The following is a 26309-nucleotide window of genomic DNA, read 5'->3' on the forward strand; positions in this document are numbered from 1 at the left end:
TTCAGGAAATCACCATGCAAAATATCCGCTGGCAATGCTGCCGCTTTCACGAACTAACAGTCGATCAACTTTATGCGATTTTGCGTGCGCGCTCAGCGGTGTTTGTGGTGGAACAAAATTGTCCCTATCTCGATATGGATGATGCTGATCAGAGTTCGTTACATTTAATCGCATGGAGCGAAGATCAAAAAGTTGCAGCCTATCTGCGCATCGTTCCACCGGGTGTCAAATATGCAGAAGCTTCACTAGGTCGCATCATCACGAGCGATTTTGCACGCGGAACAGGTATCGGTAAATCGCTACTAAATCGTGGCATCGCTGTATGCAAAGAAGCGCATCCTACACATGCAATTCGTATCGGTGCGCAACAATATCTAGAAAAATTTTATCAATCTTTCGGATTTGTGACGGTCTCCGACATGTATCTAGAAGACGATATCCCGCATATTGAAATGCTGCTGATACACGCTTAAGTAATACATGCTTAAGTAAAAGACGTTTAAGTAAAACTCACTTCACGCCATAAAAAAAGCTGGTTCTTATTACTAAGAAACCAGCTTCAGTTCGATAAGCAGATAAGCCTATAAGCCAATGAGCAAGAGTTGCTTTGAGGCGAACGCGGCAGACAGGCTAACTCAGCTTAAAATTTGCTACATGCACTATATGCGCTGTAGACATTAATTATTCAGCAAATTCCGTATCCATTGGTGAATACCAAGCATCTTTTAATACGCCAACTTGCACATCTTTAAATTCAGGACGTGCTGTCATCCATGCTTTTAGTGCTTCGCGATCTTCATCGGTAGCGGAACCTGGACCAAAACTACAAACGAAACCTGAAGTCAGCCAACCGCTCAATGCCAAGTCACGTGGCTCGATCACTTCTTCCAAGAATGTATGAATCAATTGCGCTTCTTCATCGGAAGACAATTCTTTAGTCAAATCAGCTTTGTACTCAAAACCAAATTCTTGAAATTCACCAACGTGCAATTTTTTACGTTGACGGGCATTACGGGATTTTTTTGATGGAATCATAATTTTCTTTTATTGAATTAACATTCCTCACAACATGCGAGGAATCAACAGCTGCGCATTGTAAAGATTATGCCGAAACTACACAAACGCAAATTACCTTTCAATTATCTATAAGACCACGTTCTAGCTTTGAATCGCAGAAACTTGTAAAAAAGGAAGGAAGTTTTATAAAAATTTTCTATGCAACTTAAATTGCTCGGTGGCGCGCACCAGTTCCTTTGCGATTCCTGGCTCCATCGCAGCATGGCCAGCGTCATTAATCATGTGCAATTGCGACCCAGGCCAAGCTTGATGCAAACGATACGCCGACAACGGTGGGCAAATCACATCGTAACGCCCCTGCACAATCACCGCAGGTAAATGTCGAATTGTATGGATATTCTTAACCAATTGATCTTCATCCATAAACGCTGCATTTAACATGTAGTGTGCTTCCAAGCGACCGATTCCTAGACTGACTTCGTCAGATTCAAAGTCTTGTATCGCTTGCGCCTGTGGCTCTAAAAACAAACAAGATCCTTCATAGCGACTCCAATTGCGTGCCGCTTCTTTGTATATCGCAGGTTCTTCATCAAACAAACGCTTTACATAGGCTTGCAATAAATTGCCACGTTCAGAATGCGGCACCGCTTCAGCAAAGCGCTGATGCACTTCTGGATAGAAATGATTCATTCCATTAATAAACCAATCCACTTCTGCCTTGGTACACAAGAAGATACCGCGCAAAACAAAACCAAGACAACGTGCCGGATGCTCTTCACCATACGCTAGCGCCAGCGTCGAGCCCCATGATCCACCAAATACCAACCACTGTTCAATTCCCAACATCGTACGAATCTTTTCGATATCTTCGATTAACAACGCCGTTGTATTGTTCCGATACTCACCTAATGGGGTCGATTTTCCAGCACCGCGTTGATCGAACAATACGATACGATAATGTGCGGGATCGAAAAATCGTCGATGCGTCGGCGAGGTACCGCCACCGGGGCCACCATGTAAAAATAAAACAGGCTGTCCAGCTGGATTACCACACTCTTCCCAATACAAAGTATGTATCGCATCCACTTCCAGCATTCCTTGACGATAAGGTTCAATCGGTGGATACATTAAGGTATTTTCTGACATAAATTTTTCAATTTCAAATAAAGAAAACAGGTTTAAACCGATTGAAACAAACGCCAACTAGCATAGCCTGCAAAGCAACAGAGTATAGAGCCAAGTAAATGCAAAGTACTATGCCCGAAAGCCCATAGCCATTCTCCTTTTTGCAGAAGTTCCATCGCCTCGGCAGAAAAACTAGAAAAGGTGGTTAAGCCACCTAAAAATCCTGTGACGACAAATAAACGCCATTCAGGCGAGAGTTGCGGATTAGCAGAAAAAAAACCAACACAAATACCAATCACATAAGCACCACCTAAATTAGCAAACAAGGTACCCAAGGGCAAATTTACATGCACAGAATTCAGAGTCAGACTCAGTACCCAACGCAAACATGCGCCAATTGCAGCGCCAGCACTAACAGCAATAACCGACAATCCATTCATGGCTCTGATGCTCCCGGTTTATTTTTGCAACTCAGATGAGGACGCATTCCATTTGTGCTTAGCGACACTATCGGACTCGCGTGCATCGACCCATCGTTCGCCCTCTGGAGTTGTTTCTTTCTTCCAAAACGGCGCCTCAGTTTTTAAGTAATCCATCATGAACTCACAAGCAGCAAAGGCTTCACCTCGATGCGCGCCAGCGGCTGCCACCATCACAATTTGATCTTTGGGTTGCAACACACCGACACGATGAATAATCAATACGTCAAGCAGATTCCATCGTTGTTGTGCTTGCTCAGCGATTGTCTGCAAGGATTTTTCTGTCATACCCGGATAATGCTCTAACTCCATCGCACTAACAGTTTGTCCATCATTACGATCACGTACAAGCCCAACGAAATTGACCACCGCACCAATCGCTGGATTACAGGAGCGCATGATCGCCAACTCATTGCTGACATCAAAGTCACTGGTCTGAACAGAAATTTTCATAAAAAATCAGCCTCCAGTAACGGGCGGGAAAAATGCTAACTCTGCGCCATCTTGCAGTGTGACGTCGTCATTCAGCATTTGTTGATTGCACGCCATTCTCAAGGCCTTGTTCGGCGCTAAGACTTCTGCCCAAACTCCGCCGCGTGATATTAGTAAATCACGTACCTGATACGCACTGATGCTAGTGACATCAAGCTCCAATACTTCGCTTCCGCATCCTAATTTTTCTCGCACACTGGCAAAAAACTTCAACTGTATTTTCATTTTATTTTTCTGTTCTAATTTGATGTTTGATTCTCTATTTGATTCTATGTTTAATTTCAGTTTTTATTTTCAATAACCTGAATGTGTCTCAATAGAGCAATCCACTAAATGGAATAAACTTCACCATGTCGCCATGCGCCACCGTTTGCCCAGCAGCTAAATCAATTAAGCCATCGCCCCACACTGTCGATGTTAATACACCAGAACTCTGATTTGAAAAAAGTGTTAGGCCACCTTCAGCGTTCATCTTCGCACGTAAAAACTCATTGCGCTTATCTGCTTTTTTCAACTCAAAATCAGCACGCATTGGGTAACTGATTGGCGTAATGTTTTGTATCCCTTGCATACGTAAAATGAATGGACGTACAAAGAGTAAAAACGTCACAAAACTAGACACTGGATTGCCAGGCAATCCGAGGAAAAAAGCCGTGTTTGTCACTTGATTCATCTCTCCCTGTTCAACTTGATCAAGCTGAGCAGCACGACGCACTTCTCCAAACGCAAGAGGTTTGCCGGGTTTCACCGCAATCTGCCACATATTAATGTGGCCCTCAGCCTCGACCGCGGGACGAATATGATCTTCCTCACCAACTGAAACACCACCCGAAGTAATAATCAAATCATGTTGTTGTGCGACCTCACGCAAAGTTGCGCGGGTTGCCGCCAAGTTGTCTGGAACGATACCGTAATCAGTTATTTGACAGCCTAAGTTTTGCAATAAGCCAGTGAGTAAAAATCGATTGGAGTTATAAATTGAACCTTGTTTTAAAGGCTCACCCGGCATCGTCAGCTCATCACCAGTAAAAAAAACCGCTACGCGTAAAGGGCGTAACACAGGCAATGTTGCTAAGCCTACCGATGCAGCCAAGCCAAGTTCCTGCGGCCGTAAACGCGTACTGGCTGGCAGAATTTCTGCCCCCTGCTGAATATCTTCACCTTGCCTACGTATCCACTCGCCCGGTTTTACTTGGTGACGAATAGTCACAAAAGTCTGCTGATCTTGCCCATCGTTGAAATTTTCAACTTCACATTGTTCTTGCATCACCACCGCATCAGCGCCAGCAGGAATGAAAGCGCCAGTAAAAATACGCGCTGCTGTACCGGGTTCCAAAGTCTGGCCGACCACACCCGCAGGTATACGTTGCGACACTCTTAAACGCGCGCAGCCACTTGTACAATCTGCCGCGCGCACCGCATAGCCATCCATTTGTGTATTGTCCATCGGCGGTACATACAAAGACGAACGCTGCGCTTGCGCCAGCACTCGACCATTCGCTGCTAATGTTGAAACCTGCTCGATTTCTTGAATTGGCCGCACTGCTTGCAATAAAGTTTGCAATGCTTGTGCGACACTTAACATCGGTTTCTTTTCCATTCTTACTTTTTCTTTATCATGAGTTACTTACTGTCTAGTTTAACACTCTAGATTGCTGCCTTATTGAAGTGTACAAGCATATATCAAACACACTTGATACAAGTCTAATCAAGCATACCCGATAACAAAATTGCCTCAGTGCTGCAATTTGCATCATAACAGAGCAAGATTTACATTTAATTAAACCAAACCTAGGTCAAATAGGGAATAATGAATCATCGAAAAAATCAGCCATCGCTTTTGAGAGTTTATTCACCTTCGAATGCCAAGCATAAATAGGAAAAAATGCACAGGCTAGACCTTGAGCTGCACCTTGCCACCCCACTTTGGGCTCGAAAGCGCCTCTCAATTTCTCATTAAATAAGCTTAAAGTTATTTACGAAATACCACATCAACCCAAGGACAATTTAATCATGGCAAAGAAAAATGAAGAATTAGATGAAGAGACGCTGGCGGTAATTCAATGGTGCATAGAAGTCGAAGGCTTTCTCGTAAAGGGTGGCGCCACACAAGCGCAAGCACAAGAATTTATTGAAGAAGAAATTGAATTTTTAACCGATCAATTTTATGACCGATTAACTCCCGAAGAAGCTGCAAAGATAGCTCTAAGCGATGAATAAGGACATTGGCTGAATGGAACTTGGCGATAAATAAGCGGTCACAAGATCGTCGTTAAAACTACGAAAAACTTGGGAGAGCGTATGAAAAAAACACTAATCGCCTGTGCATTTGCAGGCATCTTTGGTTTGTGGCAATGCATGCCAGCACAAGCGCAAATTTTATCTGTACGTGAACAAGCGCGCGTGATTGATGAAAACTTAGCCGACCGCTTTGAAAACCTACTGCCAAGCATAATGCAAGAAACTGGCATTGATATGTGGATCGTAATCTCGCGCGAATACAACGAAGATCCCGTTCTCAAGACCATGCTGCCTGCGGAATGGCTAAACGCAAGGCGCCGTACAATTTTAGTGTTTTACCATAACCCACAAACGCGGACAGTGGAGCGTCTTGCAGTTGCGCGCTATGACTTCGGAAAAAATATTAAAGCGGCATGGGACACACAAAAACATCCTGACCAATGGGACGCCTTAGTTAACATCATCAAGCAAAGAAATCCGCAAAAGATCGGCATTAATACCTCGATGCATTTTGGCCATGCTGATGGCTTAGACTACACCGAACACCAAGAATTGATGCAAAAACTACCAACTGAGTTTAAGTCGCGTACCGTGTCAGCGGAACCTTTAGCGATTCGTTGGTTAGAAACACGCACTGCACGTGAGATGCAATTCTATCCACAACTGATTAACGCCACCCACAAAATTATTGAAGAAGGCTTTTCCGAAAAAGTCATTACACCAGGCATCACCACTAGCGAAGATGTGGTGTGGTGGTTCCGTCAAAAAATTCGAGATTTAGGATACGATACTTGGTTCCATCCCACTGTAGACATCCAACGAGTTGATCCCAAAACCGAAGGTGCTGAACGTAGTTTTGCAATCAAACCAAAAGCGGATGTGATTTTGCCAGGTGATCTAATTCACGTTGATATCGGTATTAGCTATTTACGTCTACACACCGACATACAACAACATGCTTACATATTAAAACCCGGCGAAACAGAAATACCGACCTCCATCCAACAAGCATTTAGCAAAGCGAATCGTCTACAAGATATTTTGACGACGCAGTTCAAATTGGGAAAGACGGGTAATCAAATTTTAGCTGGGGCGCTCGCACAAGCGAAGAAAGAGGACATCGCTGCGAGTATTTATTCGCATCCAATTGGCTACCACGGTCATGCCGCAGGACCTGCCATTGGTATGTGGGATAACCAAGGAAATGTCGTTGGCACTGGCGATCAAGCGCTCAGAAAAAATACTGCTTACTCAATTGAATTAAATGCCAGCAGCATGATTCCAGAATGGAAGAAAACGATCCGCATTATGCTGGAAGAAGATGCGTTTTTTGATGGCGAAACAGTGCGGTATATTGATGGACGACAAAAGAAAATTTATCCGATTCCTAGACCATCTTCCTACAATCAATAAAGTAAATCGCCTGCAAGGATAGCTCAAAACATACATTGACATCCGACGCAGCCAATAAACAAAACGCCACTCATTTAAATGCAGTGGCGTTTTTTTGTCTAGTTAGGTGCATCGCACTGATGCCTAGGAAGTGCAGACTTAGCGATCTTCACGACGATAAGTAATTTGCTCAACGCGAACCAATTGTGCATCTTCCGCCTCTTTATACGACCATTGTCTAGGCTTAAATTCTGAATCTGATTGCTGACGGCTGCGATTACTCGAGGTGACCACGATCAAAAACAGTTTCACCAGCATAAAGATCACGAACAAACTCAAAATTAACGGTATCAAGGTGATCAGTAGCGCTAATCCTATGCACAGTACTAAGATTCGTGGCAATGGTGTACGCAGTAATGCTTGTCCAGCTTTATTGCCGACTGCGCGTAGCTCTTGCCACGCTTGGCGTAAAACTGAGTACATATACTGTTTATTTGAATTTTTCATTTTTCATCCTTGAATTAAACAATCTGAAAGCACCGTCACTGTAAAACAAAGCATTAATTCTTGTTCCAGCTTTCCGACCAAATTGCATTTTTGAGGAATGAATGGCTGAGTGCTTGGGGTAGATGGATTATCAAGGCCTGGCGTAGAAAAGCCTACGGTAAAAAAATTCAAAAATCGCCATTCGACTAAATCACCACCAATCTTCAAGGTCAGCAATGACAAACTAAGTCTTAATACCGATGTTTCGGTACTTGAGCTAGCATTTTTCGCATTTCATCGCATAGCGATGGCAACCAGATGTAAGGACATTTAAAGTTTCATCATCGTCCATAACACACCTATTTTAGGAGCCAATATGCTTCACTCACAAAAAGCCCGCGTCTTCTTTAGTACATTAATCCTAACGACTCTCGCATCCGGCAATTGCCTCGCTCAACAATTAGTCAGTACGCAGACACAAACCGTCACCATTCAGGCGAAACGTCTTAGCGCACAAGAAAAAACAACATATGACCAACAGCAAATGAACCTGCAAGTACAGCAAGTCATTGTCACTGCAAAACGCTTGAGTACCGCAGAGAAGCTTGCTTATGACAAAACGCAGGCTCAACAGTAGCAATTAGAAATTTTCAAAAATATAAATAACTGATACAAATCTATTACAAATTGTTTGACGCTTAAAGCAAAATTTGATTTACACTTCCCGCTTCACTGCCATTGAATTGGAGTTTGACTATCATGAATACACAACAATTTTCACTCGGTATTGCTCTCATCGCATTCGTCGGGATCGCACAAAGCCAAGAATTCGTGGTGGTACCAACCCAGTCAAATCCGCCGCCAACTTGTCAGGAAAATTGCCCGCCAGAGCAAGCGATGCAGATTGATCGCGGTGGCATGGACAAAGCATCTGTGCATTTGCAAATTCTACAGCAAACTTCGCAAAAATTCATTGAGCCTTCCGCGTCAAAGAAAAATAATAACGACGATAAAAAGACACCGAATAAGTCTCAAGACTAATTCTTCGTTGTGGATTGATCCAAGCGTTTAGTAGCATCAAGAAGACCTGTGTTTGCACAGGTCTTTTTCTATTATTTATCGTCAAATTCCTGAATCTAGATCGAAGAGCGATCAATCCGCTTACTCAAGATGATCGAAGTCGAAGTTTGTCTGACCCCCTCCAAACTACCGATCTGGTCTAACAATTTATCAAGCACTTCCGTACTCGCGCAACGCAAAGTCAACATGTAGTCAATTGCTCCACTCACCGCGCTTAGGCTTTCAACCTCAGGAAATTGCTGCAAGAATTTAATTAAAGAATTGGCGCACTTAGCGTCAATGGACAATCCTACATAAGCCCGCACAGCAGGCTGATACATAGAAGCATTAAGTTTCAAACCATATCCCGCAATCACTTGACGCTTCTCCAGTGCAGCGATTCTTGCAATCACCGTAGTACGCGCAATTCCCACCAATTTAGCGATCGTCGTGACGGGCAAACGTGCATCGTCCATCAGCAAAGCTAAGATCTTGTTATCAATTTCATCAAGCACTGGTTTCATTGTTTGCCTTCATTTATCTATGCATTTCGACATATAGAAAAACATCTTCGTCAATTTGTATTATCAACCAACATTATGACGATAATTTAGTCGCTATTATCTGACATTTCTTGCCTCTATACTATTTCTATTGCAAACAAAGATAAGCAAACGCGTTTTATCTTTCATTTTATTTGGAGACGATTATGGCAACGAAACTGATCTTATTGGGCGCAGGAAAAATTGGCGACGCGATTTTAAATTTGCTTTCTCATACCCACGACTATGTCATCACCGTGGCAGATAAAGATGCGAATCGCCTCGACTATGTCAACAGAGAAAACTTCCCAAATGTCACTACCGTATGCGCCGATCTCAACGATCCAACTATAGTAGAAAATTTAATTCAAGGACATCAAGTTACCTTATCCGCTTGCCCTTATTTCTTAACTCCAATGATCGCCAAGGCCGCGAAAATGGCGCAGTCACATTATTTCGATCTGACTGAAGATGTTGAGAGCACACGCATCGTTAAGCAGTTGGCCGCTAACGCGGATAGCGCCTTTGTACCGCAATGTGGTTTAGCGCCTGGTTTTATTTCTATCGTTGCCAATCATGTCGCACAAAAATTTGATTCACTACGCGACGTCAGCATGCGTGTTGGCGCACTACCGACTTTTCCAAACAATGCCTTGAAATACAATCTGACTTGGAGCACCGATGGGCTGATAAACGAATACTGCAATCCTTGCGAGGCGATTGTCGATGGTCAGTTCCGCGAAACTTCTGCATTAGAAGAAATTGAACATTTTTCGCTCGATGGAATTGACTATGAAGCCTTTAATACATCGGGTGGACTCGGCACCTTATGCGAATCACTTGCGGGTAAAGTCGAGAATCTGAACTATAAAACGGTTCGTTACCCTGGGCACCGCGATATCGTGAAAATGTTAATTCGAGATTTGGAGCTGGGCAAGATCGAGCGACGTCCAATTTTAAAAGACGTATTAGAGACCTCCATCCCTATGACAAAACAAGATGTCGTACTGGTTTTCGTTAGCGTGGTCGGGATGCGAGCAGGTCGTCTGGAACAGGAATCCTATGCGAAGAAAATCTATGCACAAGAAGTGAATGGCCGCTTGCTATCGGCAATTCAATTGACTACTGCATCAGGGATTTGCGCGATGCTTGATTTGTTAATCGCAAAGAAATTGCCGCAGCGCGGTTTTGTTCGTCAAGAGCAAGCGAGTTTTACTGACTTTATGTCGAATCGCTTTGGTCAGTATTACGCTAACTAGCGCGCATTGCAGAGCACGCTTGCGACACTTAATCGGAACAAATCAAAATACAACTTCGATAAAAAAACTGAAGCTGATGCACAAAACATCAGCTTCAGTTTTAGTCATCGCATTCTTTGCTTCATCTAGCTACAGAAAAGCCATACTTTCAGTAGCACCCCCACCTTATTCGCTGTCTTTATCAAGTTGTCGTAGATAGGCAAGTTTTTCGGCAATTTTAATTTCCATACCACGCGGCACAGGCTGGTAAAAGCCCACATCCTCCAAACCATCGGGCATGTATGTTTCACCCGCAGCGTAAGCGTGAGGTTCATCATGTGCGTAGCGATATAGTTTTCCGTAACCTAATTCTTTCATCAACTTAGTTGGAGCATTGCGCAAATGCTCAGGTACGACGCGAGACTTGTCTTTGGCGACCAGAGCGCGTGCTTGTTTGTACGCTACGTAGATCGCGTTAGATTTAGCAGCACAAGCCAAGTAAACCACGGCTTCTGCCAACGCGAGCTCTCCTTCTGGCGAACCTAAGCGCTCATATACCTCGGCTGCATCTAGACTAATTCGCAAAGCACGTGGGTCTGCCAGACCAATGTCCTCACTCGCCATACGAATGATACGCCGTGCTAAATAGCGCGGATCTGTGCCGCCATCCAACATTCTGACCAGCCAATACAAGGCAGCATCAGGATTGGACCCGCGTACCGATTTATGCAAGGCAGAAATCTGATCATAGAACGCATCTCCACCTTTATCAAAACGCCGTAACGCATCGCCTAAACATTCTGCGAGCAATTGACTATCAACTTCCAATAACTTTTTTGCCTGTGCAGCACGGGCTGTGATATCCAGATTATTTAATAGCTTGCGACCATCACCATCAGCGCTGGCGATCAAGCTCTGTTTCGCATCCGCTGTGAACGTGAGGCCACCCAACTCTTGCACGCAGGCCTTCTCCAACATCAAAGCCAAATCATCCTCGGATAAAGACTTTAAGACGTACACCGCAGCACGCGAGAGTAATGCGCTATTAACTTCAAATGAGGGATTCTCGGTAGTGGCGCCGATAAAAGTGAATAAACCACTTTCTACATGCGGCAAAAACGCATCTTGCTGACTCTTGTTAAATCGATGAACTTCATCCACAAACAAAATGGTACGGCGCTGTGAACTAGCGCGAATCAACTCGGCTCGCTCAACTGCATCACGAATATCTTTTACCCCTGATAACACCGCAGAAAGCGCGATAAATTCAGCATGAAAGGCTTGTGCCATCAAACGCGCTAAACTAGTCTTACCAACTCCAGGTGGCCCCCAAAGTAACATTGAATGTGGCTCACCCGATTCGAACGCGACGCGTAAAGGCTTACCTTCACCCAACAAATGCTGCTGACCAATAACCTCAATCAGACATGTTGGCCGCAACCGTTCTGCCAATGGTTGATGTAGCCTAGCTTGCGCTTCTTGCCCTAACATCATGGACGTAAAACTTCCGCGCCCTGAGGTACCACGAACTTAAATTGATCAGCAGCAAAACTAGGATTCTTCTCAAAACTTTTCAGTGTAACGATAGAGAGTTGACCAAAACTATCACGCAACTCCATTCCAACAGGAACTCCGTCTTTCATACCAATTCCGATGGTTTCAAATTGACTGTCTTTGGTCTTTGGTATCGCCTCCAACCATTCGACGCCCTGCTTCACACCGACATCTTTCATCACGAAATTTTTGTCTAAATCAACACTACCAAACAGAATCGCTGCGGGGCTAGATGCAATCGCATTGCCTAAGGATTTGATCGTTACTTGATTGAGATCTTTATCGTAAAGATAAAGCTTGTCACCATCTGCTTGAAGCACTTGATCGTAAGGTTTCACATAGGTCCAAATAAACTTGCCAGGACGAGCGAATTTAAATGTTCCTGACGATGTCTTACCCATCTTGGATACACCATTCACTGTCTTCATTTGCACCTGAACAAACTCACCTTTAGCGGTCTTTGTATTCACCACAAATGCTTTAAACTGTTCAACGCCAGAAGCCTGCGCAATGCTCATTCCAAGCGACAATAAACCGCCAACAATCGCGCCGTAGCACACACTTTTTTTAATGATATTCAAAATAAATCCAATTCTTTATGAAACAGTCTAGAACGAAATTTGTCGATTCAAGTCAACAATGTACTAACTCTACTATGTGATCTAACGCGGTAACTGCCAAGAAGGCTTACTCAGCATTACCAACTGGCACCAAAATTTCGCGATTACCGTTTGATTGCATGGTGGATACCACACCGCTCGCTTCCATTTGTTCTAATAAACGTGCTGCGCGGTTATATCCAATTCGCAGATGTCGCTGCACCAAAGAAATCGAAGCGCGTCGATTTTTTAGGACGATCGCGACCGCCTGATCATACAAAGCATCCGCCTCACCACCGCCCTCGCCAGGAGCGAGCGCATCACCACTTTCTTCGAGCACACCACCTTCAAGGATTCCCTCGATGTAGTTGGGCTCACCTTGTTCTTTCAAATGCTTGACGACACGATGTACTTCTTCGTCAGATACAAATGCGCCATGCACCCGAATCGGCAAACCCGTGCCGGGCGGCATGTACAACATATCACCCATACCGAGCAAAGACTCTGCGCCCATTTGATCTAAGATCGTTCGCGAATCGATTTTACTACTCACTTGAAATGCAATACGGGTGGGAATATTCGCCTTAATCAAGCCGGTAATAACATCCACCGAAGGGCGTTGCGTCGCCAAAATCAAATGCAATCCAGCGGCACGCGCTTTTTGCGCGATACGTGCGATCAATTCCTCAACTTTTTTCCCGACCACCATCATCAAATCAGCTAATTCATCAATGATAATGACGATCGTTGGCAGTTTTTCTAAGGGCTCTGGCGCATCGGGTGTTAGGCTAAATGGATTGGGAATATGCTCTTCGCGTTTCGCTGCCTCAGCAATTTTGGCGTTATAACCAGCCAAATTACGCACACCCAGTTTCGACATCAACTTGTAACGTCGCTCCATTTCATTGACCGCCCAATTTAAGGCATGTCCAGCTTGACGCATATCGGTCACCACGGGCGCCAACAAATGCGGAATTCCCTCGTACACGGACATTTCCAACATTTTTGGATCAATTAAGATCATACGTACATCATTCGGGTCCGACTTATACAGCAAAGACAAGATGGTCGCATTAATCCCGACTGATTTACCTGAACCCGTTGTACCAGCAACCAACAAATGCGGCATCTTAGCGAGATCAGCGACGACGGGGTGACCAGCAATATCCTTACCCAATGCAACCGTCAAATTGGACGCGCTATCGTTATAGACTTTAGAACTTAAGATTTCGGTCAAACGAACAATTTGACGCTTAGGATTCGGCAATTCCAATCCCATGTAATTTTTACCGGGGATTGTTTCGACGACACGTATCGATGTCAATGCGAATGAACGCGCTAAGTCGCGGGCTAGACCAACAATCTGACTACCTTTAACGCCAGTTGCGGGCTCGATTTCATAGCGTGTAATCACGGGACCTGGATAAGCCGCAATCACTTTGACATCAACCCCAAAGTCAGAAAGTTTTTTCTCAATCAAACGGCTGGTGAACTCTAAAGTTTCGACACTCACCGTTTCTTGTGACAACGGTGGTTCATCCAGCAAGGACAGCGGTGGCAAATTTGTATCAGGCATGTCATTGAAGAGCGACACCTGACGTTCTTTTTCAATTCGCTCAGACTTCTGTACGGCGACAACTTGCGGCTCGATTCGTATTGGTGGCGCTTCGACAATTTTTGCACGTTCTTGAACTACCGAGGTTTCACGTTTCACTGCGGCGGTTTCACCTAGTTTGCGATCTTCGTGATCGGTATATTTTTTTCGTACGAACTCAAAACTTGTTTCAATCAAAGTGCCAGTATTTTCAGCAATTTGCCACCAAGACAAATGAAAATACAAACTCAAACCTAAAGCAATAATCAATAGCAGTAATAGAGTAGCACCAGTGAAGCCAAACGCGCTTGCGCTTAAATGTCCAATCAACTCACCTAACACACCACCGTGCACACCAGGCAAAGCAACCTTCATTGAATACAAGCGCAATGATTCCAAACCCATGCTACCAATTAAGATAAATACGAAGCCTGCGATTTGAATAATTTTGTCAAAGAAATGTGCGTCTTCTTGTGCTGGATGGGATTCGTGATTCAAACGACGATAACTGCGCCACACCAAACGCAACAAGGCAAATGAGAACCACCATGCAGAGAATCCAAAAATAAACAAAGCTAAATCGGAAATCCGTGCGCCCACATAGCCACCTAAATTATGAAATCGATCGACTGTCACCGAACGCGACCAGCCAGGATCAAGTGGCGAATAAGTTGCCATCACCAAAATAAAATAGACGGTGAATGCAGCGAACAACATCCAGCGCACTTCGCGCAACAACACAAGCAATCGATTTGGCAGTGGAGCCGCAACAGCCGAGTTTCGATTACGTTGATAAACTTCGTTGGAATTAGACATAGATTTCAAAGTGAACAAGCAGACATGATTGTAGGGCAAAAGTCGGCAATTTAGCTACCTAAGAGCAAAGTCGTTTTGACGAGGATATCGGCATGACACCGATCTATGAGTGCCTATACTTTTGTAACAACTTAGCCACATCCAAGCATAAATAGCTGATACAGCTAACTATGGATAAATGACACACCTTCTCCGACACTTCAATTATTAATTAATCATCACACAATAATGTGGCTATTTCACAGTAGCCATTGCACTAGATCAATCAACAACAAACGCTGAACGCTGCATTCCTTGACCTGAATAAAGTCAAGTTGTCGCAAATCTGGGATAATTCTGTTTTTGATTTTTGCTTTCCTAGCTAAATTTACGAAAGCAAGCCTTTCGATTCTTTTTACCACTTTCATCGGAACCACTATGTCTACACCAAAATCAACTAAACACGCCCATGTATTGATTCTCGGCTCTGGTCCAGCTGGTTATTCCGCAGCCGTTTATGCTGCGCGTGCTAACTTAAAGCCTGTCTTGATCACAGGTGTCGAACAAGGCGGTCAATTAATGACGACAACCGATGTGGAAAATTGGCCGGCAGATCCAAATGGCGTTCAGGGTCCAGAATTAATGCAACGCTTTCTGCAACATGCTGAACGCTTCAATACCGAAATTATTTTTGATTATATCCACACCGCAAAACTGACCGAAAAACCGATTCGACTCATCGGCGATCAAGGTGAATACACTTGTGATTCCTTGATTATTGCTACAGGTGCATCGGCGCAATACCTAGGATTACCATCCGAAGAAGCTTTCATGGGTAAAGGTGTTTCTGCATGCGCAACTTGCGACGGCTTCTTCTATCGCGGTAAAGGAGTGGCGGTTGTTGGTGGCGGTAATACAGCAGTTGAAGAAGCGCTGTATTTATCGAATATTGCAAGCAAAGTTACGGTGATTCACCGCCGCGACAAATTCCGCGCAGAAGCAATCTTGATCGACCGCTTAATGGCAAAAGTTGCCGAAGGCAAAGTTGAAGTGAAGTGGAACCATACCTTGGATGAAGTTACTGGTGATGCCTCTGGCGTGACCGGAATCAATATCAAATCGGCTGATGGTGTCGTTACCTCTGTCGCTTTACATGGTGTATTTATCGCCATTGGTCACAAGCCGAATACAAGTATTTTCGAAGGCCAACTCGACATGAAGAATGGCTACATCATCACCAAAATGGGTAACGAGGGCATGGCTACAGCAACCAACATCCCTGGTGTCTTTGCCGCTGGTGACGTGCAAGATCATATCTATCGTCAGGCAATTACAAGCGCGGGCACAGGTTGTATGGCCGCTTTAGATGCGCAACGCTTCTTAGAGGAATAATCTTAGAAGTGAAATAAAGGCGCAATCAAAACAGCGCAGAGAATATTGAGTCATATCCCAATCATCTTTGCGCTTGTTTACTTTGCGCTACTCTCCTCGGTATTCAACAAAAATCATATCAGCAAACCACATCATGGCATCATCAATGAAATCATTTGCTGAACTTCAAGACGTTGCAAAGCAACTCAAAGTACAGCAAGAATTACGTGCAAAGGCAGAAGCTGAACGAATTGCACGTGAAAAACAAGCTGCCATCGAAGCCAATATTTTTCGTAGTACAGTCGGCGAAGTTCAAGCCTTAAAGACCACGGAAAAATTTCACCCTACACCCAAAAAACCACCACCACTTCCGTTCAAACATTTTGAAGACGAGCAAAAGGCTTTGCAGGAGTCGCTGTCAGACGAATTTGATGCGGGGACATTACTAGAATCGGATGAGAACTTAAGCTACACCCGACCAGGCGTTGGTATCGATGTCGCAAAAAAATTGCGTCAAGGTGCATGGGTCATACAAGCACAGCTCGATTTACATGGCATGCGACGCGATCAAGCACGCGATAATCTCGGCGAGTTTTTGCGTAAATGTATACGTAGTGGATTGCGCTGCGTACGCATTATCCATGGCAAAGGCTTGGGCTCGGTGAACAAAGAACCGATTCTGAAGAACAAGGTGAGAAACTGGCTAATTCAGAAGGATGAAGTAATTGCTTTTAGCCAGGCAACTGCAGCTGATGGCGGCTCTGGTGCCTTAATTGTTTTATTACGTGCTTCCTAGACTAACACGATGAATACGGCGTCCGCTTCATCAAGCAAAGACGCCGTAGTATTTTCCTTGTAACAAATACCGCTAATTACACAGCTTCTGCACCAGTTTCACCGGTACGAATACGAATTACTTGTTCGACATTTTGCACAAAGATCTTGCCGTCACCAATTTTTCCGGTGTGGGCTGCTTTGATAATCGCATCAACTACATCATCGCAAACCTTATCGTCGACAACCACTTCTACTTTTATTTTTGGCAAAAAATCGACCACGTATTCAGCACCACGGTACAACTCTGTATGCCCTTTCTGACGCCCAAACCCTTTAACCTCGGTAACGGTTAATCCAGTCACACCGACTTCTGCCAAACCTTCCCGAACCTCGTCTAACTTAAATGGTTTAATGATCGCAGTTATTTGTTTCATTCTTTCCTCACAGATTGACTCATATTTTAATCACGGAACTTCGAAGTAATGGGATAACGCCAATCGCGACCAAAAGCGCGATGTGTAATCCGAATTCCTACTGGTGCCTGACGTCGTTTATATTCATTAATTTTAATCAAACGCGTGATGCGTTCAACATCGGCTTCGCTGTACCCTGCCGCCACAATCTCAGCTCGTGACTGATTTTCTTCCATATAAGCTTGCATAATACCGTCAAGAATATCGTAAGGCGGTAAAGAATCCTGATCCTTTTGATCTGGCCTTAATTCAGCGGACGGTGGTCGCGTAATGATTCTCTCGGGAATAATATCGCCAATCGAATTTCTATAGGCACAGAGTCGATAAACCATGGTTTTGGCAACATCTTTAATCACTGCAAAGCCACCAGCCATATCACCATACAAAGTGCAATAACCGACTGCCATTTCACTCTTATTACCAGTGGTTAGCACAATTGATCCATATTTATTCGACATCGCCATCAAGATGGTGCCGCGAATTCGCGCTTGAATATTCTCTTCGGTGGTGTCTTCTTTCAGACCTGCAAACTCTTTGCTCAGTGTATTGTTAAATGCAGCAAAACACTCATTAATAGAAATTTCATCGTAACGCACACCAATCCGCTTGACCATATCACGTGAATCTAACCACGAAATATCAGCAGTGTATGGCGAAGGCATCATCACGGCACGAACCTTGTCGGCACCCAAAGCATCAACCGCGATTGCTAAGGTTAATGCAGAATCAACACCGCCGGAAAACCCAATCAATACACTAGGAAATCCATTTTTTGTTACGTAATCATGTACCCCCAATACCAAAGCACGATAAATCTGCGCTTCGACCGGCAAGTTTTCTAGCACCTGCCCCATCTGCGGCACACCATTTACAAAATCAAGGATTTGCAAATCAGCTTCGCAATGCTTCAACTGCGAACAAAGTTCCCCCTGCTGATTTAGCACGAAAGAATTCCCATCAAAGATTAACTCATCTTGGCCACCGACCAAGTTTGCGTAAACTAAACTCATGCCAAGTGAACTAATATTTTTTCGCATCACTTCGACACGATATTCGCTCTTATTCATGTGAAATGGCGATGCATTCGGTGCCAGCAAGACCTGAGCACCAGCCGCACGCGCCAACTGCGGCGCATCACCATTCCAAACATCTTCGCAAATATTGATGCCGAAACGCGTTCCTTTTACTTCAAACACTAGTGCTTCATCGCCTGTCGCGAAATAGCGCTTTTCATCAAATACCGCATCATTTGGCAACGCGTGTTTTAAATAAGTATGAATCACCGCACCATTCAGCAAAACGGAAATCGCGTTATAGTGATATCCATCTCGCTCTAATGGATGTCCAACTAACGCGTAGATATTGTGAAATTGCTGCAAGTCTTGTGCTAATTTCTGTAAAGCAACTTGTGTTTGCTGATAAAAAGCCGATCGCAACAATAAATCCTCTGGCGGGTAACCGACTAAAGAAAGTTCAGGTGTTACCACGATATCAGCAGACTGAGCAGCAGCGCGGCTTACATAATCACATATTTGCCGAGCATTACCGGCAAGATCGCCAACAATGCTATTCATTTGAGCAATCGCGACTTTTACTGTATTTGCTGTCATAAGATTTAAGGCAATAAACAATGAATTCTGAAGTGTCACATTATCGCATGCGCTTGCACGATTCTCTATCGGAGATTGGGCAAGTCAATTGGGATGAATTATTAAAACGCCAAACAAAACCAAATCCGTTTTTATCCTATGCCTTTTTGCACGCGCTACACGAATCTGGCTCCGCTTCCGACAAAACCGGATGGACGCCGCGCTTCATCGGTCTGTGGGACGATCAAAAACTGGTAGCGGCAATGCCTTTGTATGAGAAAACGCATTCGTATGGCGAATATGTGTTTGACTGGGCTTGGGCAAATGCCTATCACCAGCACGGTGTCGCCTACTACCCCAAACTTTTATCCGCCATTCCTTTTACACCAATCGAAGGAAGCCGTTTATTCGCAAGCGACAAAAAAGCACAAACGGCACTCATAAAAAATTTACAAGCATTAACACAAAGTGGTCTGTATTCCTCTTGTCATTTACTGTTCACAACAGAAGAAGAAATTGACACCTTACAACAAACAGGCTTTATGAAACGAGAAGGCGTGCAGTTTCATTGGGAAAATCAGGATTATCGAGATTTTGATGATTTTCTAATGCATCTCGATGCAAAAAAACGTAAGAATATTCGCGCGGAGCGTCGCAAAGTACAGGAAGCGCATATACAGTTTAAGCATAAACGAGGCTCAGATATCTCACAGGAAGATTGGGAATTTTTCAAACAATGCTATGACAAAACCTATGCTGAGCATCACTCTTCCCCATATTTAAACTTGGATTTTTTCCGGCGTATTGGGCAAACCATGCCTGGACACCTGTACTTGATAATTGCCACAAAAGACAATCAAAGAATCGCGGCAGCACTCTTCATCTATGACAGTCACACAATTTATGGCCGCTATTGGGGCTGTCTTGAATATCACCCCTGCCTCCATTTCGAAACAGCTTATTACCAAGCCTTAGATTTCTGTATCGCTGAAAAAATCCAAACCTTCGAAGGCGGCGCACAAGGTGAGCACAAATTAGCGCGCGGCTTTCTCCCACGTAAGACATTTTCTGCACACTACTTAAATGAACCGGCGTTTGCCAATGCTGTTGCCAACTTTTTGCAACGTGAGCAAGGTGGCATTGAGAACTACATTGATGAATTAAACGAACATTCGCCATTTAAGTAGTAATAATCACGCTTCAAAGTGGTATCAAAACCTCTTTTTTATAACGCAACTATTTTTGCAACATTTTTTGACAAATATGGATTTCATTTACATGTAAAGCAATCAAATCCTTTAGAATGTACAGGCTTAAAAAATCATCTAACAAGATGATTAAACGATTTAATTCAAGGTTTTCGTCCGTATGATTCAACATATCCATGCCAGTAACCCAGCCACACCAGGCAAATCACCGATGCGTAGAATCGGGCGCTTCACTGTAACTGATAAGCTTGGCAGCGGTTCAAACGGCAATGTTTTGCTGGGTCATGACCCGATCATTGATCGTGCAGTTGCAATCAAAATCTTAAACAATCCAGTTGGCGCAACCGACAAAAAGCAACGAGAACAACAATTTATCAACGAAGCGCGTGCGGCTGGTCGTTTGTCTCACCCAAATATCGTCACCATTTATGACGCATCGACAGAAGGCGGCACAACCTTTATCGCGATGGAGTTTTTACAAGGCAAAGACTTAAGAGAATTAATGGCAAGTGGAAAGCGCTTTGACGTGCTTGAAGTAGCCAGTATTGCCTACAAAATCGCTGGGGCGCTGGCGTTTGCCCATAATCAAGGCGTGATTCATCGCGACATCAAGCCAGCCAATATTTTTATTGTTGAAAATAATCAACCCAAAGTCGTCGATTTTGGTATCGCTCGTGTCCCAAATCGGGTGTTGGATGACAATGGTCAGCCACAAACCTTGTTCAAGGGCACCATCATGGGGACGCCGAACTATATGTCTCCAGAACAAGCATTAAGCCAGCCAGTCACGGCATTAACCGATGTCTATTCGCTCGGTGCAGTCATGTACGAAATGCTTACTGGCCAGAAGCCTTTCTCAGCTTCAGACTTTGATAAATTACTGTATAACATCACTCACAAATCACCAAAATCGCCAGATCTACTCAATCCCGATGTACCAGAAAAACTGGCGCACATCGTCATGAAAGCGATGCAAAAGAAGACCCATCGTCGTTACAAAAGTGCAGCGGAAATGGCGCTTGCACTGAACAAATTCTTATCCAGCGAAAAACGTGCGCGTCGCCAATCTTCTTCTGGTAAAGAAAACAACTCGGCGTCAACATCAGGATTATTCGCCGGTAAAAGTAATTTATTCTGGCTTGGTTGGGGAAGCTTTATTATCGCCGCGATCTTGGCTATACTGGCCTTCAAGTCGCGCTGATCTACTTGCCAAGTTGGGATGTCTTTGTGCGTTTAATTTTGACGAAAATCATCGCATAGAACAAAATTATCCATAATAAAAAAGGTAGCCGTAGCTACCTTTTTTATTGCTTCATTCAATTAAGCCTGAGACTTATTGTAGTTTTCTACACCATTCAAGATCTCAGCTCGGGCATCGTCTGTACCGCCCCAACCATCAATTTTGACCCATTTACCTGGCTCTAAATCTTTGTAGTGTTCAAAGAAATGCTGAATTTGATTCAAACGCAAGACGTTTAAGTCTTCTGGCTTTTGCCAGTGTTGATAGATCGGCAAAATTTTATCGATAGGTACAGCTAAAACTTTACCGTCCGCACCTGCCTCGTCATGCATATTCAAAATACCGATAGGACGGCAACGCACGACAACGCCTGGGATCAATGGAAATGGAGTGATCACCAACACATCAACTGGATCGCCATCGCCAGAAATGGTATTCGGAACGTAACCGTAGTTACATGGATAATGCATTGAAGTACCCATAAAGCGATCTACAAAAATCGCACCGCTTTCTTTGTCAACTTCATACTTGATCGGATCGGCATTCATAGGAATTTCAATAATGACGTTGAAGTCATTCGGCAAATCTCGACCGGCAGATACTTTATTTAAACTCATAAGACACTTTCAGGTTAAATCCAACACTATCACTAAACAATAACGGAATTATAGCGATATTTAAGCGCACTTGGTGCATTGCAACAGAATTTCTACATGCAGCGAACGATCGCGTTTGGCAAATAATTTTGACTAAGAAATTAGTGCTAGCAGTTCAACAGAAACCGAAGCAGCAAATAAGAAAAATAACTTATAAACTAGTCGCCAACGCACATTGGCGATAATGCTTAGTCGCCTCGGCGGTCTGTCCTAGTTTTTCATGTAATTGTGCCAAACTCAAGTTTGCTTCGCGCACAATGCGCGCTTCTTGCGCATGGCTTAACGCGTCTTCCATATGAATTTGGGCTTTACCCCATAATTTTTGATGGAAGCACAATACACCCAAAGTTAATTCTAATTCCGCATTCTTTGTTTGTTTCTTCAGCCAATCCTCACAATGCTCAATTTGCGAGCGCAAAGCAACAGAGCCTTCTGGACCAGCAGCTTCGCGATAACTTCGCAGCAGACGATTGTCCCATTCTTCAGCCAGTGCGCGCTCAACTATATTTCTCGCTTCTTCAAGCAATTGGCACTTCGTAAATGCCGCTGCGGCAATTACTGCAATGTACCGATTCTTACGTTCCGCCGTTGGCACTTCACTCCAGATACGACGCAATGACTCGGCATCATGTCCGTTTTCTTTCAACAAAGCTTCATAAGACATCTCGCGCAAACGGCCTGCCAAAGCGGGATGAATTGCATGATTCTTTTCCAAAGTGCGAACTAGCTTCACCACTTCAGCCCAATTCTTCGCTTGTTGATTCGCTTTTAAAGCCCAGCGTAATACTTGAATATGACGTTTACCACGCGCATTCAATTCTTTCACGGCTTCTAAAGCTTGTTCCGCTTTATGCTCATCGACATATAACTCGGTCATGGTGACTAAGCGCGCTGTCTTATAGGCAGCGTCGTCTTCAATCCCAGCAAACCATGCGTTACGGCGCTCAAACTGACTCATGTGATGCGCTGCTTTAGCGCCAACCAAGCTTGCGAGTGCTTTGTTTTCAGGTAATTCGAGCGCCTTTACTGCGGATTTTTCAGCGTGACCAAAACGACCTTCGAATAATGCTTTCAAAGCATCGCGTAGTGCGCGATTGCTTTCACGTTCACGTTTGCTTTGACGATATTCAGCCACTTTCGCAGGCATCTCTGTCGTGACAATGATGGTACGCACGATCAAATACACTACAAAAAACACTGCCGCCAAAATCAGCAAGAAGAAGTTAAGAGAAACATCAATTCTTGTTGGTGGATAAAACAGCACGACATTACCAGCATTAAAACGTCCGCCAATCGCAATACCGACAGCCAAGGCAAATAGAATGAGAATACGAATAAAGATACGCATGGGCTTATGGTCAGATTAAGGTTTCACCTTGAAATTGCGAACAGAATTGAGGCTCTCTGTTAATGCCGGCATTTCTATCGATAAATTATTACTTTGAATCTGCTTCAACAAAGCTTGCGCAGTTTGTGCTTGCTTTGAACGCACATCAAAATATTTAGAAATCAAATCTTGCGCAGAGATCATGTCGCTACGAAAAGCGCCCTCATTACGAGATAACAAAGCTAAACGGGCGTTCAGCAAACGTAACTTTAAATTCTCTTTGGCAAAATAGGCTTGCGAAGGATTAAGCAAAAGCGCATCTGGTGATTCAACATTACGCACGCGAATCAACTGCTTCATCTCACTCCACATTTCGCTAGAAAAGCTCTGCCAACGATCTTGCAATTGTGCAGTGAATGTCAATTCAGTAGCAGTTTCGGCTTTGTCATTTTTTGACTTGACCGACTTCGGCAGCACCCGCAATGGCGCTTTCGGCGGTGTCGATACCACCGGCGGTTTTTCATCTGACCACAGCGGGATATTATCAACTTGCGCAATCACGCTATCCAAACGCAACACCAAACCTGTCATATCTAGCTGTGGTAGCGCTTTAAGCATTTCTATGTCTTTAGCGATCGCTCTACGCACGGCGATAAATTGGGTTTTTTCCGCTTTGGCCAAACGCGCATCTGAATTTTGCAACGCAATCAATGCACCTTGTACGTTTCCAGCTAATTGCAGTTGCTGACTTGCGGTTGCTAACACTTGCTCGATTTCTGCCAGTGCCCATTCATCGCGACTCTTCGATAAATCTTGGTATAACTGTTCAAGCGCAAGCTGTTGACCTTGCGCCTCAGTTTGCTTGGCTTCTAGCACACTGACTTTAGCTTGCATATCGCGCGACGATTCCTGCACGCTCTTGGCAATTCCTTTAATCTCACTATTATTGATATCAGCCGTTTGTAGACGCCGCGCCACCTCTTCTCGCAAAGTGGTCATTTGATTCTGCGCGCTATACCATTGTGCCGCTAATAACAGTGCTAACACACCCGACAAAATATAAGGAATGTTATTGGCATTGCCGGAGTTGGTATTTCCTGCAGCTGCATACGTGCTCGTACCCACAGCTGCCTGTGAATTATCCACAGAAGCATTTACTGTGGCAGTCGTAGCTGCCGCAGTTGCTGCATTGACTTCAGTCGCATTATTGGTCGTTGACATGGCGTCGTTAGAAGATGTTTGTTCAGTCATAATGGTGATTGTAACGCGAGTAAGAGCTTTTCGTCGCCTGAAGCGGTTAGACGTACGTGTTTAAATCCTAATTCGCCTGCACGCTCTGCAATACGAAAATGAGGTACAAACAAATGTTGTTGTTGCATTTTGGCGACTGCATCTGCTTGATCTAACTGAGCGCACCAATTGAGCAAAGTGCTGAGCACTGCAGAACTAGTAATAACCCAATCACATCCTGCATTTAAGTAAATCTGTAATTCCTGCTGCTTCGTTGCATCAAATTGAGGTGTCACACGTCGATACGCCGTAATTGCCTGCACATCAACTTGGGCTTGACGCAAACTATCCGCTAGAAAATCTCGTCCCGAATCTGCACGAACAATCAACACTTTTTTTGACTTTAATGCTGGCAGATCAAGCTCAGGCAATAAGGTTTCAGAATCAGTGCGCTCCGTATTGCTCGGGCTAAAAATACGCACAGACTGATCATCGGCACCATGTTTATATAAAGCTTGTCGACTAGCAGTGCCCACCACCGCAATTGCCACTTCAGTCGGCCAACGCCAATCGGAGGCTTGACGCATAAAAAAAGCATCGACCGCATTTGGACTAACAAACACGACCATGGCATAACTGCTTAAGTTCAGTAATGCCTGATCAAGCACCGGATTATGCGCAATCGGCGCAATCTCAAACAAGGGGAATACAGCCACCGAGCGCCCCGCTGTCTCTAGCAAAACTTGCAAATTCTGCGCTTGGTGCGCTGGACGCGTAATGATTACCTTCGGCGCTGACATCGCTATCGTTAGGTTTCTATGCTTCAACCGAGAATCTCAAGCGTGCTCAGATTCGCGACAGACAGCCAAAATCGCATCGGCATTTTGCGCACGCAAGCTAGCGACTACTTGCAGTCCCAATTCATTAAAATCTTCTGCCTTGCCATGCACTTGCGCTTGACATGATTGACTACCATCAGGTGTCGCTACCATCGCGCGCAAGTACATTTGACCATCATTAATCTGCGCAAACGCCGCCAAAGGAATCTGACAACTGCCACCGAAAGCTTTGGATACAGTGCGTTCAGCGGAAACGGCTTGTGAACTAGACAAGTCATTCAAAGGTGCTAATGCATCAAATAGATCTTGCCGTGCCGATAAAATTTCAATTGCCATCGCACCCTGCCCCGCTGCGGGCAAACTTTCAGTTGGCTCCAAGAATGCCTTAATGCGCTCTGGTAAGCCCAAGCGTTTCAAACCTGCCGCAGCCAAAATAATCGCAGCATATTCACCATCATCTAACTTGCGCAAACGCGTGTCCAAGTTGCCACGCAATGGTTTGATAATCAAATGGGGAAAGCGAGCTGAGATTAAGGCTTGGCGACGCAAACTACTAGTACCAACAATCGCACCAGCAGGCAATTCTGCCAAAGATCCATACTGATTAGACACGAAAGCATCACGCGGATCTTCTCTTTGCAAGATTGCTGCCAATGAAAAGCCCTCCGGCAATTCCATCGGCACATCTTTCAGCGAATGCACCGCTAAATCAGCACGCCCTTCTTCCATTGCCACTTCTAATTCTTTCACGAACAAACCCTTGCCTCCTACTTTTGACAATGCGCGGTCCAAAATTTGATCGCCTCGTGTCGTCATGCCCAAAATTTGCACATCACAGCTAGGATACAGTGCACGCAAACGATCACGTACATTTTCTGCCTGCCACATAGCAAGACGGCTTTCGCGAGAAGCGATAATAAGTTTGGTCGGTGCAGAATTCACTTCAAAAGCTTTCTAATCTATTATTCAAAAAGACAAAATGTTGG

General features: G+C 44.4%; 28 protein-coding genes. 10 read left to right on the plus strand and 18 right to left on the minus strand.

Annotation, left to right across the window (positions count from 1 at the left end; all coding sequences use genetic code 11):
- The first annotated feature begins 14 nt into the window (after positions 1–14).
- Entirely contained in the window at positions 15–473 is a 459-nt protein-coding gene (locus IE103_RS04395; RefSeq protein ID WP_189344745.1) for a GNAT family N-acetyltransferase, read from the plus strand.
- 208 nt (positions 474–681) lie between these two features.
- On the opposite strand, the gene IE103_RS04400 is transcribed toward IE103_RS04395, so the two are convergent.
- The 6 genes from IE103_RS04400 to IE103_RS04425 form a co-directional block, all read right to left on the minus strand.
- On the minus strand, positions 682–1035 hold the full coding sequence (locus IE103_RS04400) for a YggL 50S ribosome-binding family protein (RefSeq protein ID WP_229827063.1): 354 nt from the start codon (positions 1033–1035) through the stop codon (positions 682–684).
- A 165-nt stretch (positions 1036–1200) separates the two neighbouring features.
- Positions 1201–2163, minus strand: a complete 963-nt coding sequence (gene pip, locus IE103_RS04405) for a prolyl aminopeptidase (RefSeq protein ID WP_189344746.1) — start codon at positions 2161–2163, stop codon at positions 1201–1203.
- A gap of 32 nt (positions 2164–2195) precedes the next feature.
- The gene (gene crcB / locus IE103_RS04410) at positions 2196–2582 is read right to left on the minus strand and encodes a fluoride efflux transporter CrcB (protein WP_189344747.1); all 387 of its coding nucleotides are present in this window, start codon (positions 2580–2582) and stop codon (positions 2196–2198) included.
- Between the two features lie 18 nt (positions 2583–2600).
- The gene (gene moaE / locus IE103_RS04415; RefSeq protein ID WP_189344748.1) at positions 2601–3074 is read right to left on the minus strand and encodes a molybdopterin synthase catalytic subunit MoaE; all 474 of its coding nucleotides are present in this window, start codon (positions 3072–3074) and stop codon (positions 2601–2603) included.
- 6 nt (positions 3075–3080) lie between these two features.
- Positions 3081–3338 (minus strand): MoaD/ThiS family protein, encoded by a 258-nt coding sequence (locus tag IE103_RS04420; RefSeq protein ID WP_189344749.1) that lies wholly within the window; start codon positions 3336–3338, stop codon positions 3081–3083.
- Between the two features lie 88 nt (positions 3339–3426).
- Entirely contained in the window at positions 3427–4713 is a 1287-nt protein-coding gene (locus tag IE103_RS04425; protein WP_229827064.1) for a molybdopterin molybdotransferase MoeA, read from the minus strand.
- Positions 4714–5126: 413 nt separating this feature from the next.
- On the opposite strand from IE103_RS04425, the gene IE103_RS04430 reads away from it, so the two are divergent.
- Positions 5127–5333: a hypothetical protein gene (locus IE103_RS04430; RefSeq protein WP_189344750.1), complete on the plus strand. Its 207-nt coding sequence runs from the start codon at positions 5127–5129 to the stop codon at positions 5331–5333.
- An 81-nt stretch (positions 5334–5414) separates the two neighbouring features.
- Entirely contained in the window at positions 5415–6767 is a 1353-nt protein-coding gene (locus tag IE103_RS04435) for a M24 family metallopeptidase (RefSeq protein WP_189344751.1), read from the plus strand.
- Positions 6768–6905: 138 nt separating this feature from the next.
- On the opposite strand, the gene IE103_RS04440 is transcribed toward IE103_RS04435, so the two are convergent.
- Positions 6906–7253: a hypothetical protein gene (locus IE103_RS04440; protein ID WP_189344752.1), complete on the minus strand. Its 348-nt coding sequence runs from the start codon at positions 7251–7253 to the stop codon at positions 6906–6908.
- Between the two features lie 355 nt (positions 7254–7608).
- Here IE103_RS04440 and IE103_RS04445 point away from each other — a divergent pair, with 355 nt between their 5' ends.
- Entirely contained in the window at positions 7609–7869 is a 261-nt protein-coding gene (locus IE103_RS04445) for a hypothetical protein (protein ID WP_189344753.1), read from the plus strand.
- Between the two features lie 122 nt (positions 7870–7991).
- Positions 7992–8273 (plus strand): hypothetical protein, encoded by a 282-nt coding sequence (locus IE103_RS04450; protein ID WP_189344754.1) that lies wholly within the window; start codon positions 7992–7994, stop codon positions 8271–8273.
- A 95-nt stretch (positions 8274–8368) separates the two neighbouring features.
- On the opposite strand, the gene IE103_RS04455 is transcribed toward IE103_RS04450, so the two are convergent.
- Positions 8369–8815 carry an Lrp/AsnC family transcriptional regulator gene (locus tag IE103_RS04455; protein WP_189344755.1) on the minus strand — a complete coding sequence of 149 codons (447 nt, stop codon included), beginning with the start codon at positions 8813–8815 and terminating at the stop codon, positions 8369–8371.
- 185 nt (positions 8816–9000) lie between these two features.
- On the opposite strand from IE103_RS04455, the gene IE103_RS04460 reads away from it, so the two are divergent.
- Positions 9001–10092, plus strand: a complete 1092-nt coding sequence (locus IE103_RS04460; RefSeq protein WP_189344756.1) for a saccharopine dehydrogenase family protein — start codon at positions 9001–9003, stop codon at positions 10090–10092.
- A 165-nt stretch (positions 10093–10257) separates the two neighbouring features.
- Here the strand turns inward: IE103_RS04460 and IE103_RS04465 are convergent, their stop codons facing one another.
- From IE103_RS04465 to IE103_RS04475, 3 genes are all read right to left on the minus strand, one after another.
- Positions 10258–11565, minus strand: a complete 1308-nt coding sequence (locus IE103_RS04465) for a replication-associated recombination protein A (protein ID WP_189344757.1) — start codon at positions 11563–11565, stop codon at positions 10258–10260.
- The gene (gene lolA / locus IE103_RS04470; RefSeq protein ID WP_373295224.1) at positions 11562–12206 is read right to left on the minus strand and encodes an outer membrane lipoprotein chaperone LolA; all 645 of its coding nucleotides are present in this window, start codon (positions 12204–12206) and stop codon (positions 11562–11564) included. The genes IE103_RS04465 and lolA overlap by 4 nt, the downstream gene beginning before the upstream one ends.
- 106 nt (positions 12207–12312) lie before the next feature.
- The gene (locus IE103_RS04475; RefSeq protein WP_189344758.1) at positions 12313–14634 is read right to left on the minus strand and encodes a DNA translocase FtsK; all 2322 of its coding nucleotides are present in this window, start codon (positions 14632–14634) and stop codon (positions 12313–12315) included.
- Between the two features lie 417 nt (positions 14635–15051).
- Between IE103_RS04475 and trxB the strand changes: the two genes are divergently transcribed.
- Together trxB and IE103_RS04485 are read left to right on the plus strand one after the other, a co-directional pair.
- Positions 15052–16005 (plus strand): thioredoxin-disulfide reductase, encoded by a 954-nt coding sequence (trxB, locus tag IE103_RS04480; RefSeq protein WP_189344759.1) that lies wholly within the window; start codon positions 15052–15054, stop codon positions 16003–16005.
- 145 nt (positions 16006–16150) lie between these two features.
- Positions 16151–16780, plus strand: a complete 630-nt coding sequence (locus tag IE103_RS04485; protein WP_229827066.1) for a Smr/MutS family protein — start codon at positions 16151–16153, stop codon at positions 16778–16780.
- Between the two features lie 76 nt (positions 16781–16856).
- On the opposite strand, the gene IE103_RS04490 is transcribed toward IE103_RS04485, so the two are convergent.
- Together IE103_RS04490 and IE103_RS04495 are read right to left on the minus strand one after the other, a co-directional pair.
- A complete protein-coding gene (locus tag IE103_RS04490; protein WP_189344761.1) occupies positions 16857–17195 on the minus strand; it encodes a P-II family nitrogen regulator in 339 nt (112 codons plus the stop codon).
- Positions 17196–17221: 26 nt separating this feature from the next.
- Positions 17222–18844: an NAD+ synthase gene (locus IE103_RS04495; RefSeq protein WP_189344762.1), complete on the minus strand. Its 1623-nt coding sequence runs from the start codon at positions 18842–18844 to the stop codon at positions 17222–17224.
- 20 nt (positions 18845–18864) lie between these two features.
- Between IE103_RS04495 and IE103_RS04500 the strand changes: the two genes are divergently transcribed.
- Positions 18865–20010 (plus strand): GNAT family N-acetyltransferase, encoded by a 1146-nt coding sequence (locus IE103_RS04500; protein ID WP_189344763.1) that lies wholly within the window; start codon positions 18865–18867, stop codon positions 20008–20010.
- Positions 20011–20191: 181 nt separating this feature from the next.
- Positions 20192–21232 (plus strand): serine/threonine protein kinase, encoded by a 1041-nt coding sequence (locus IE103_RS04505; protein ID WP_189344764.1) that lies wholly within the window; start codon positions 20192–20194, stop codon positions 21230–21232.
- Between the two features lie 119 nt (positions 21233–21351).
- Here IE103_RS04505 and ppa read toward each other — a convergent pair whose 3' ends face one another.
- The 5 genes from ppa to hemC form a co-directional block, all read right to left on the minus strand.
- A complete protein-coding gene (gene ppa / locus IE103_RS04510; RefSeq protein ID WP_189344765.1) occupies positions 21352–21888 on the minus strand; it encodes an inorganic diphosphatase in 537 nt (178 codons plus the stop codon).
- 190 nt (positions 21889–22078) lie between these two features.
- Positions 22079–23275, minus strand: coding sequence for a heme biosynthesis protein HemY (locus IE103_RS04515; RefSeq protein ID WP_189344766.1), 1197 nt, complete (start codon positions 23273–23275; stop codon positions 22079–22081).
- Positions 23276–23290: 15 nt separating this feature from the next.
- Positions 23291–24505 (minus strand): uroporphyrinogen-III C-methyltransferase, encoded by a 1215-nt coding sequence (locus IE103_RS04520; RefSeq protein ID WP_229827067.1) that lies wholly within the window; start codon positions 24503–24505, stop codon positions 23291–23293.
- Complete coding sequence (locus IE103_RS04525) at positions 24502–25284, minus strand: uroporphyrinogen-III synthase (protein WP_189344767.1); 783 nt, start codon at positions 25282–25284, stop codon at positions 24502–24504. Before IE103_RS04525 ends, IE103_RS04520 begins: the two co-directional genes overlap by 4 nt.
- A 36-nt stretch (positions 25285–25320) precedes the next feature.
- Complete coding sequence (gene hemC / locus IE103_RS04530) at positions 25321–26211, minus strand: hydroxymethylbilane synthase (RefSeq protein ID WP_189344768.1); 891 nt, start codon at positions 26209–26211, stop codon at positions 25321–25323.
- Between the last annotated feature and the right edge of the window lie 98 nt (positions 26212–26309).

The organism is Affinundibacterium macrobrachii, assembly GCF_014652415.1.
Classification (GTDB): Bacteria; Pseudomonadota; Gammaproteobacteria; order Burkholderiales; family Burkholderiaceae_D; genus Undibacterium; species Undibacterium macrobrachii.

Coding starts and splice junctions, on each gene's coding strand:
- moaE (WP_189344748.1), bottom strand. CDS start 3,074: ATGAAAATTTCTGTTCAGACCAGTGACTTTGATGTCAGCAATGAGTTG.
- IE103_RS04440 (WP_189344752.1), bottom strand. CDS start 7,253: ATGAAAAATTCAAATAAACAGTATATGTACTCAGTTTTACGCCAAGCG.
- IE103_RS04455 (WP_189344755.1), bottom strand. CDS start 8,815: ATGAAACCAGTGCTTGATGAAATTGATAACAAGATCTTAGCTTTGCTG.
- IE103_RS04420 (WP_189344749.1), bottom strand. CDS start 3,338: ATGAAAATACAGTTGAAGTTTTTTGCCAGTGTGCGAGAAAAATTAGGA.
- pip (WP_189344746.1), bottom strand. CDS start 2,163: ATGTCAGAAAATACCTTAATGTATCCACCGATTGAACCTTATCGTCAA.
- hemC (WP_189344768.1), bottom strand. CDS start 26,211: ATGTGGCAGGCAGAAAATGTACGTGATCGTTTGCGTGCACTGTATCCT.
- IE103_RS04430 (WP_189344750.1), top strand. CDS start 5,127: ATGGCAAAGAAAAATGAAGAATTAGATGAAGAGACGCTGGCGGTAATT.
- IE103_RS04520 (WP_229827067.1), bottom strand. CDS start 24,505: ATGACTGAACAAACATCTTCTAACGACGCCATGTCAACGACCAATAAT.
- IE103_RS04525 (WP_189344767.1), bottom strand. CDS start 25,284: ATGTCAGCGCCGAAGGTAATCATTACGCGTCCAGCGCACCAAGCGCAG.
- IE103_RS04505 (WP_189344764.1), top strand. CDS start 20,192: ATGATTCAACATATCCATGCCAGTAACCCAGCCACACCAGGCAAATCA.
- IE103_RS04395 (WP_189344745.1), top strand. CDS start 15: ATGCAAAATATCCGCTGGCAATGCTGCCGCTTTCACGAACTAACAGTC.
- IE103_RS04490 (WP_189344761.1), bottom strand. CDS start 17,195: ATGAAACAAATAACTGCGATCATTAAACCATTTAAGTTAGACGAGGTT.
- trxB (WP_189344759.1), top strand. CDS start 15,052: ATGTCTACACCAAAATCAACTAAACACGCCCATGTATTGATTCTCGGC.
- crcB (WP_189344747.1), bottom strand. CDS start 2,582: ATGAATGGATTGTCGGTTATTGCTGTTAGTGCTGGCGCTGCAATTGGC.
- IE103_RS04500 (WP_189344763.1), top strand. CDS start 18,865: ATGAATTCTGAAGTGTCACATTATCGCATGCGCTTGCACGATTCTCTA.
- IE103_RS04485 (WP_229827066.1), top strand. CDS start 16,151: ATGAAATCATTTGCTGAACTTCAAGACGTTGCAAAGCAACTCAAAGTA.
- IE103_RS04450 (WP_189344754.1), top strand. CDS start 7,992: ATGAATACACAACAATTTTCACTCGGTATTGCTCTCATCGCATTCGTC.
- IE103_RS04460 (WP_189344756.1), top strand. CDS start 9,001: ATGGCAACGAAACTGATCTTATTGGGCGCAGGAAAAATTGGCGACGCG.
- IE103_RS04445 (WP_189344753.1), top strand. CDS start 7,609: ATGCTTCACTCACAAAAAGCCCGCGTCTTCTTTAGTACATTAATCCTA.
- IE103_RS04495 (WP_189344762.1), bottom strand. CDS start 18,844: ATGACAGCAAATACAGTAAAAGTCGCGATTGCTCAAATGAATAGCATT.
- ppa (WP_189344765.1), bottom strand. CDS start 21,888: ATGAGTTTAAATAAAGTATCTGCCGGTCGAGATTTGCCGAATGACTTC.
- IE103_RS04425 (WP_229827064.1), bottom strand. CDS start 4,713: ATGGAAAAGAAACCGATGTTAAGTGTCGCACAAGCATTGCAAACTTTA.
- IE103_RS04475 (WP_189344758.1), bottom strand. CDS start 14,634: ATGTCTAATTCCAACGAAGTTTATCAACGTAATCGAAACTCGGCTGTT.
- IE103_RS04465 (WP_189344757.1), bottom strand. CDS start 11,565: ATGATGTTAGGGCAAGAAGCGCAAGCTAGGCTACATCAACCATTGGCA.
- IE103_RS04400 (WP_229827063.1), bottom strand. CDS start 1,035: ATGATTCCATCAAAAAAATCCCGTAATGCCCGTCAACGTAAAAAATTG.
- IE103_RS04435 (WP_189344751.1), top strand. CDS start 5,415: ATGAAAAAAACACTAATCGCCTGTGCATTTGCAGGCATCTTTGGTTTG.
- IE103_RS04515 (WP_189344766.1), bottom strand. CDS start 23,275: ATGCGTATCTTTATTCGTATTCTCATTCTATTTGCCTTGGCTGTCGGT.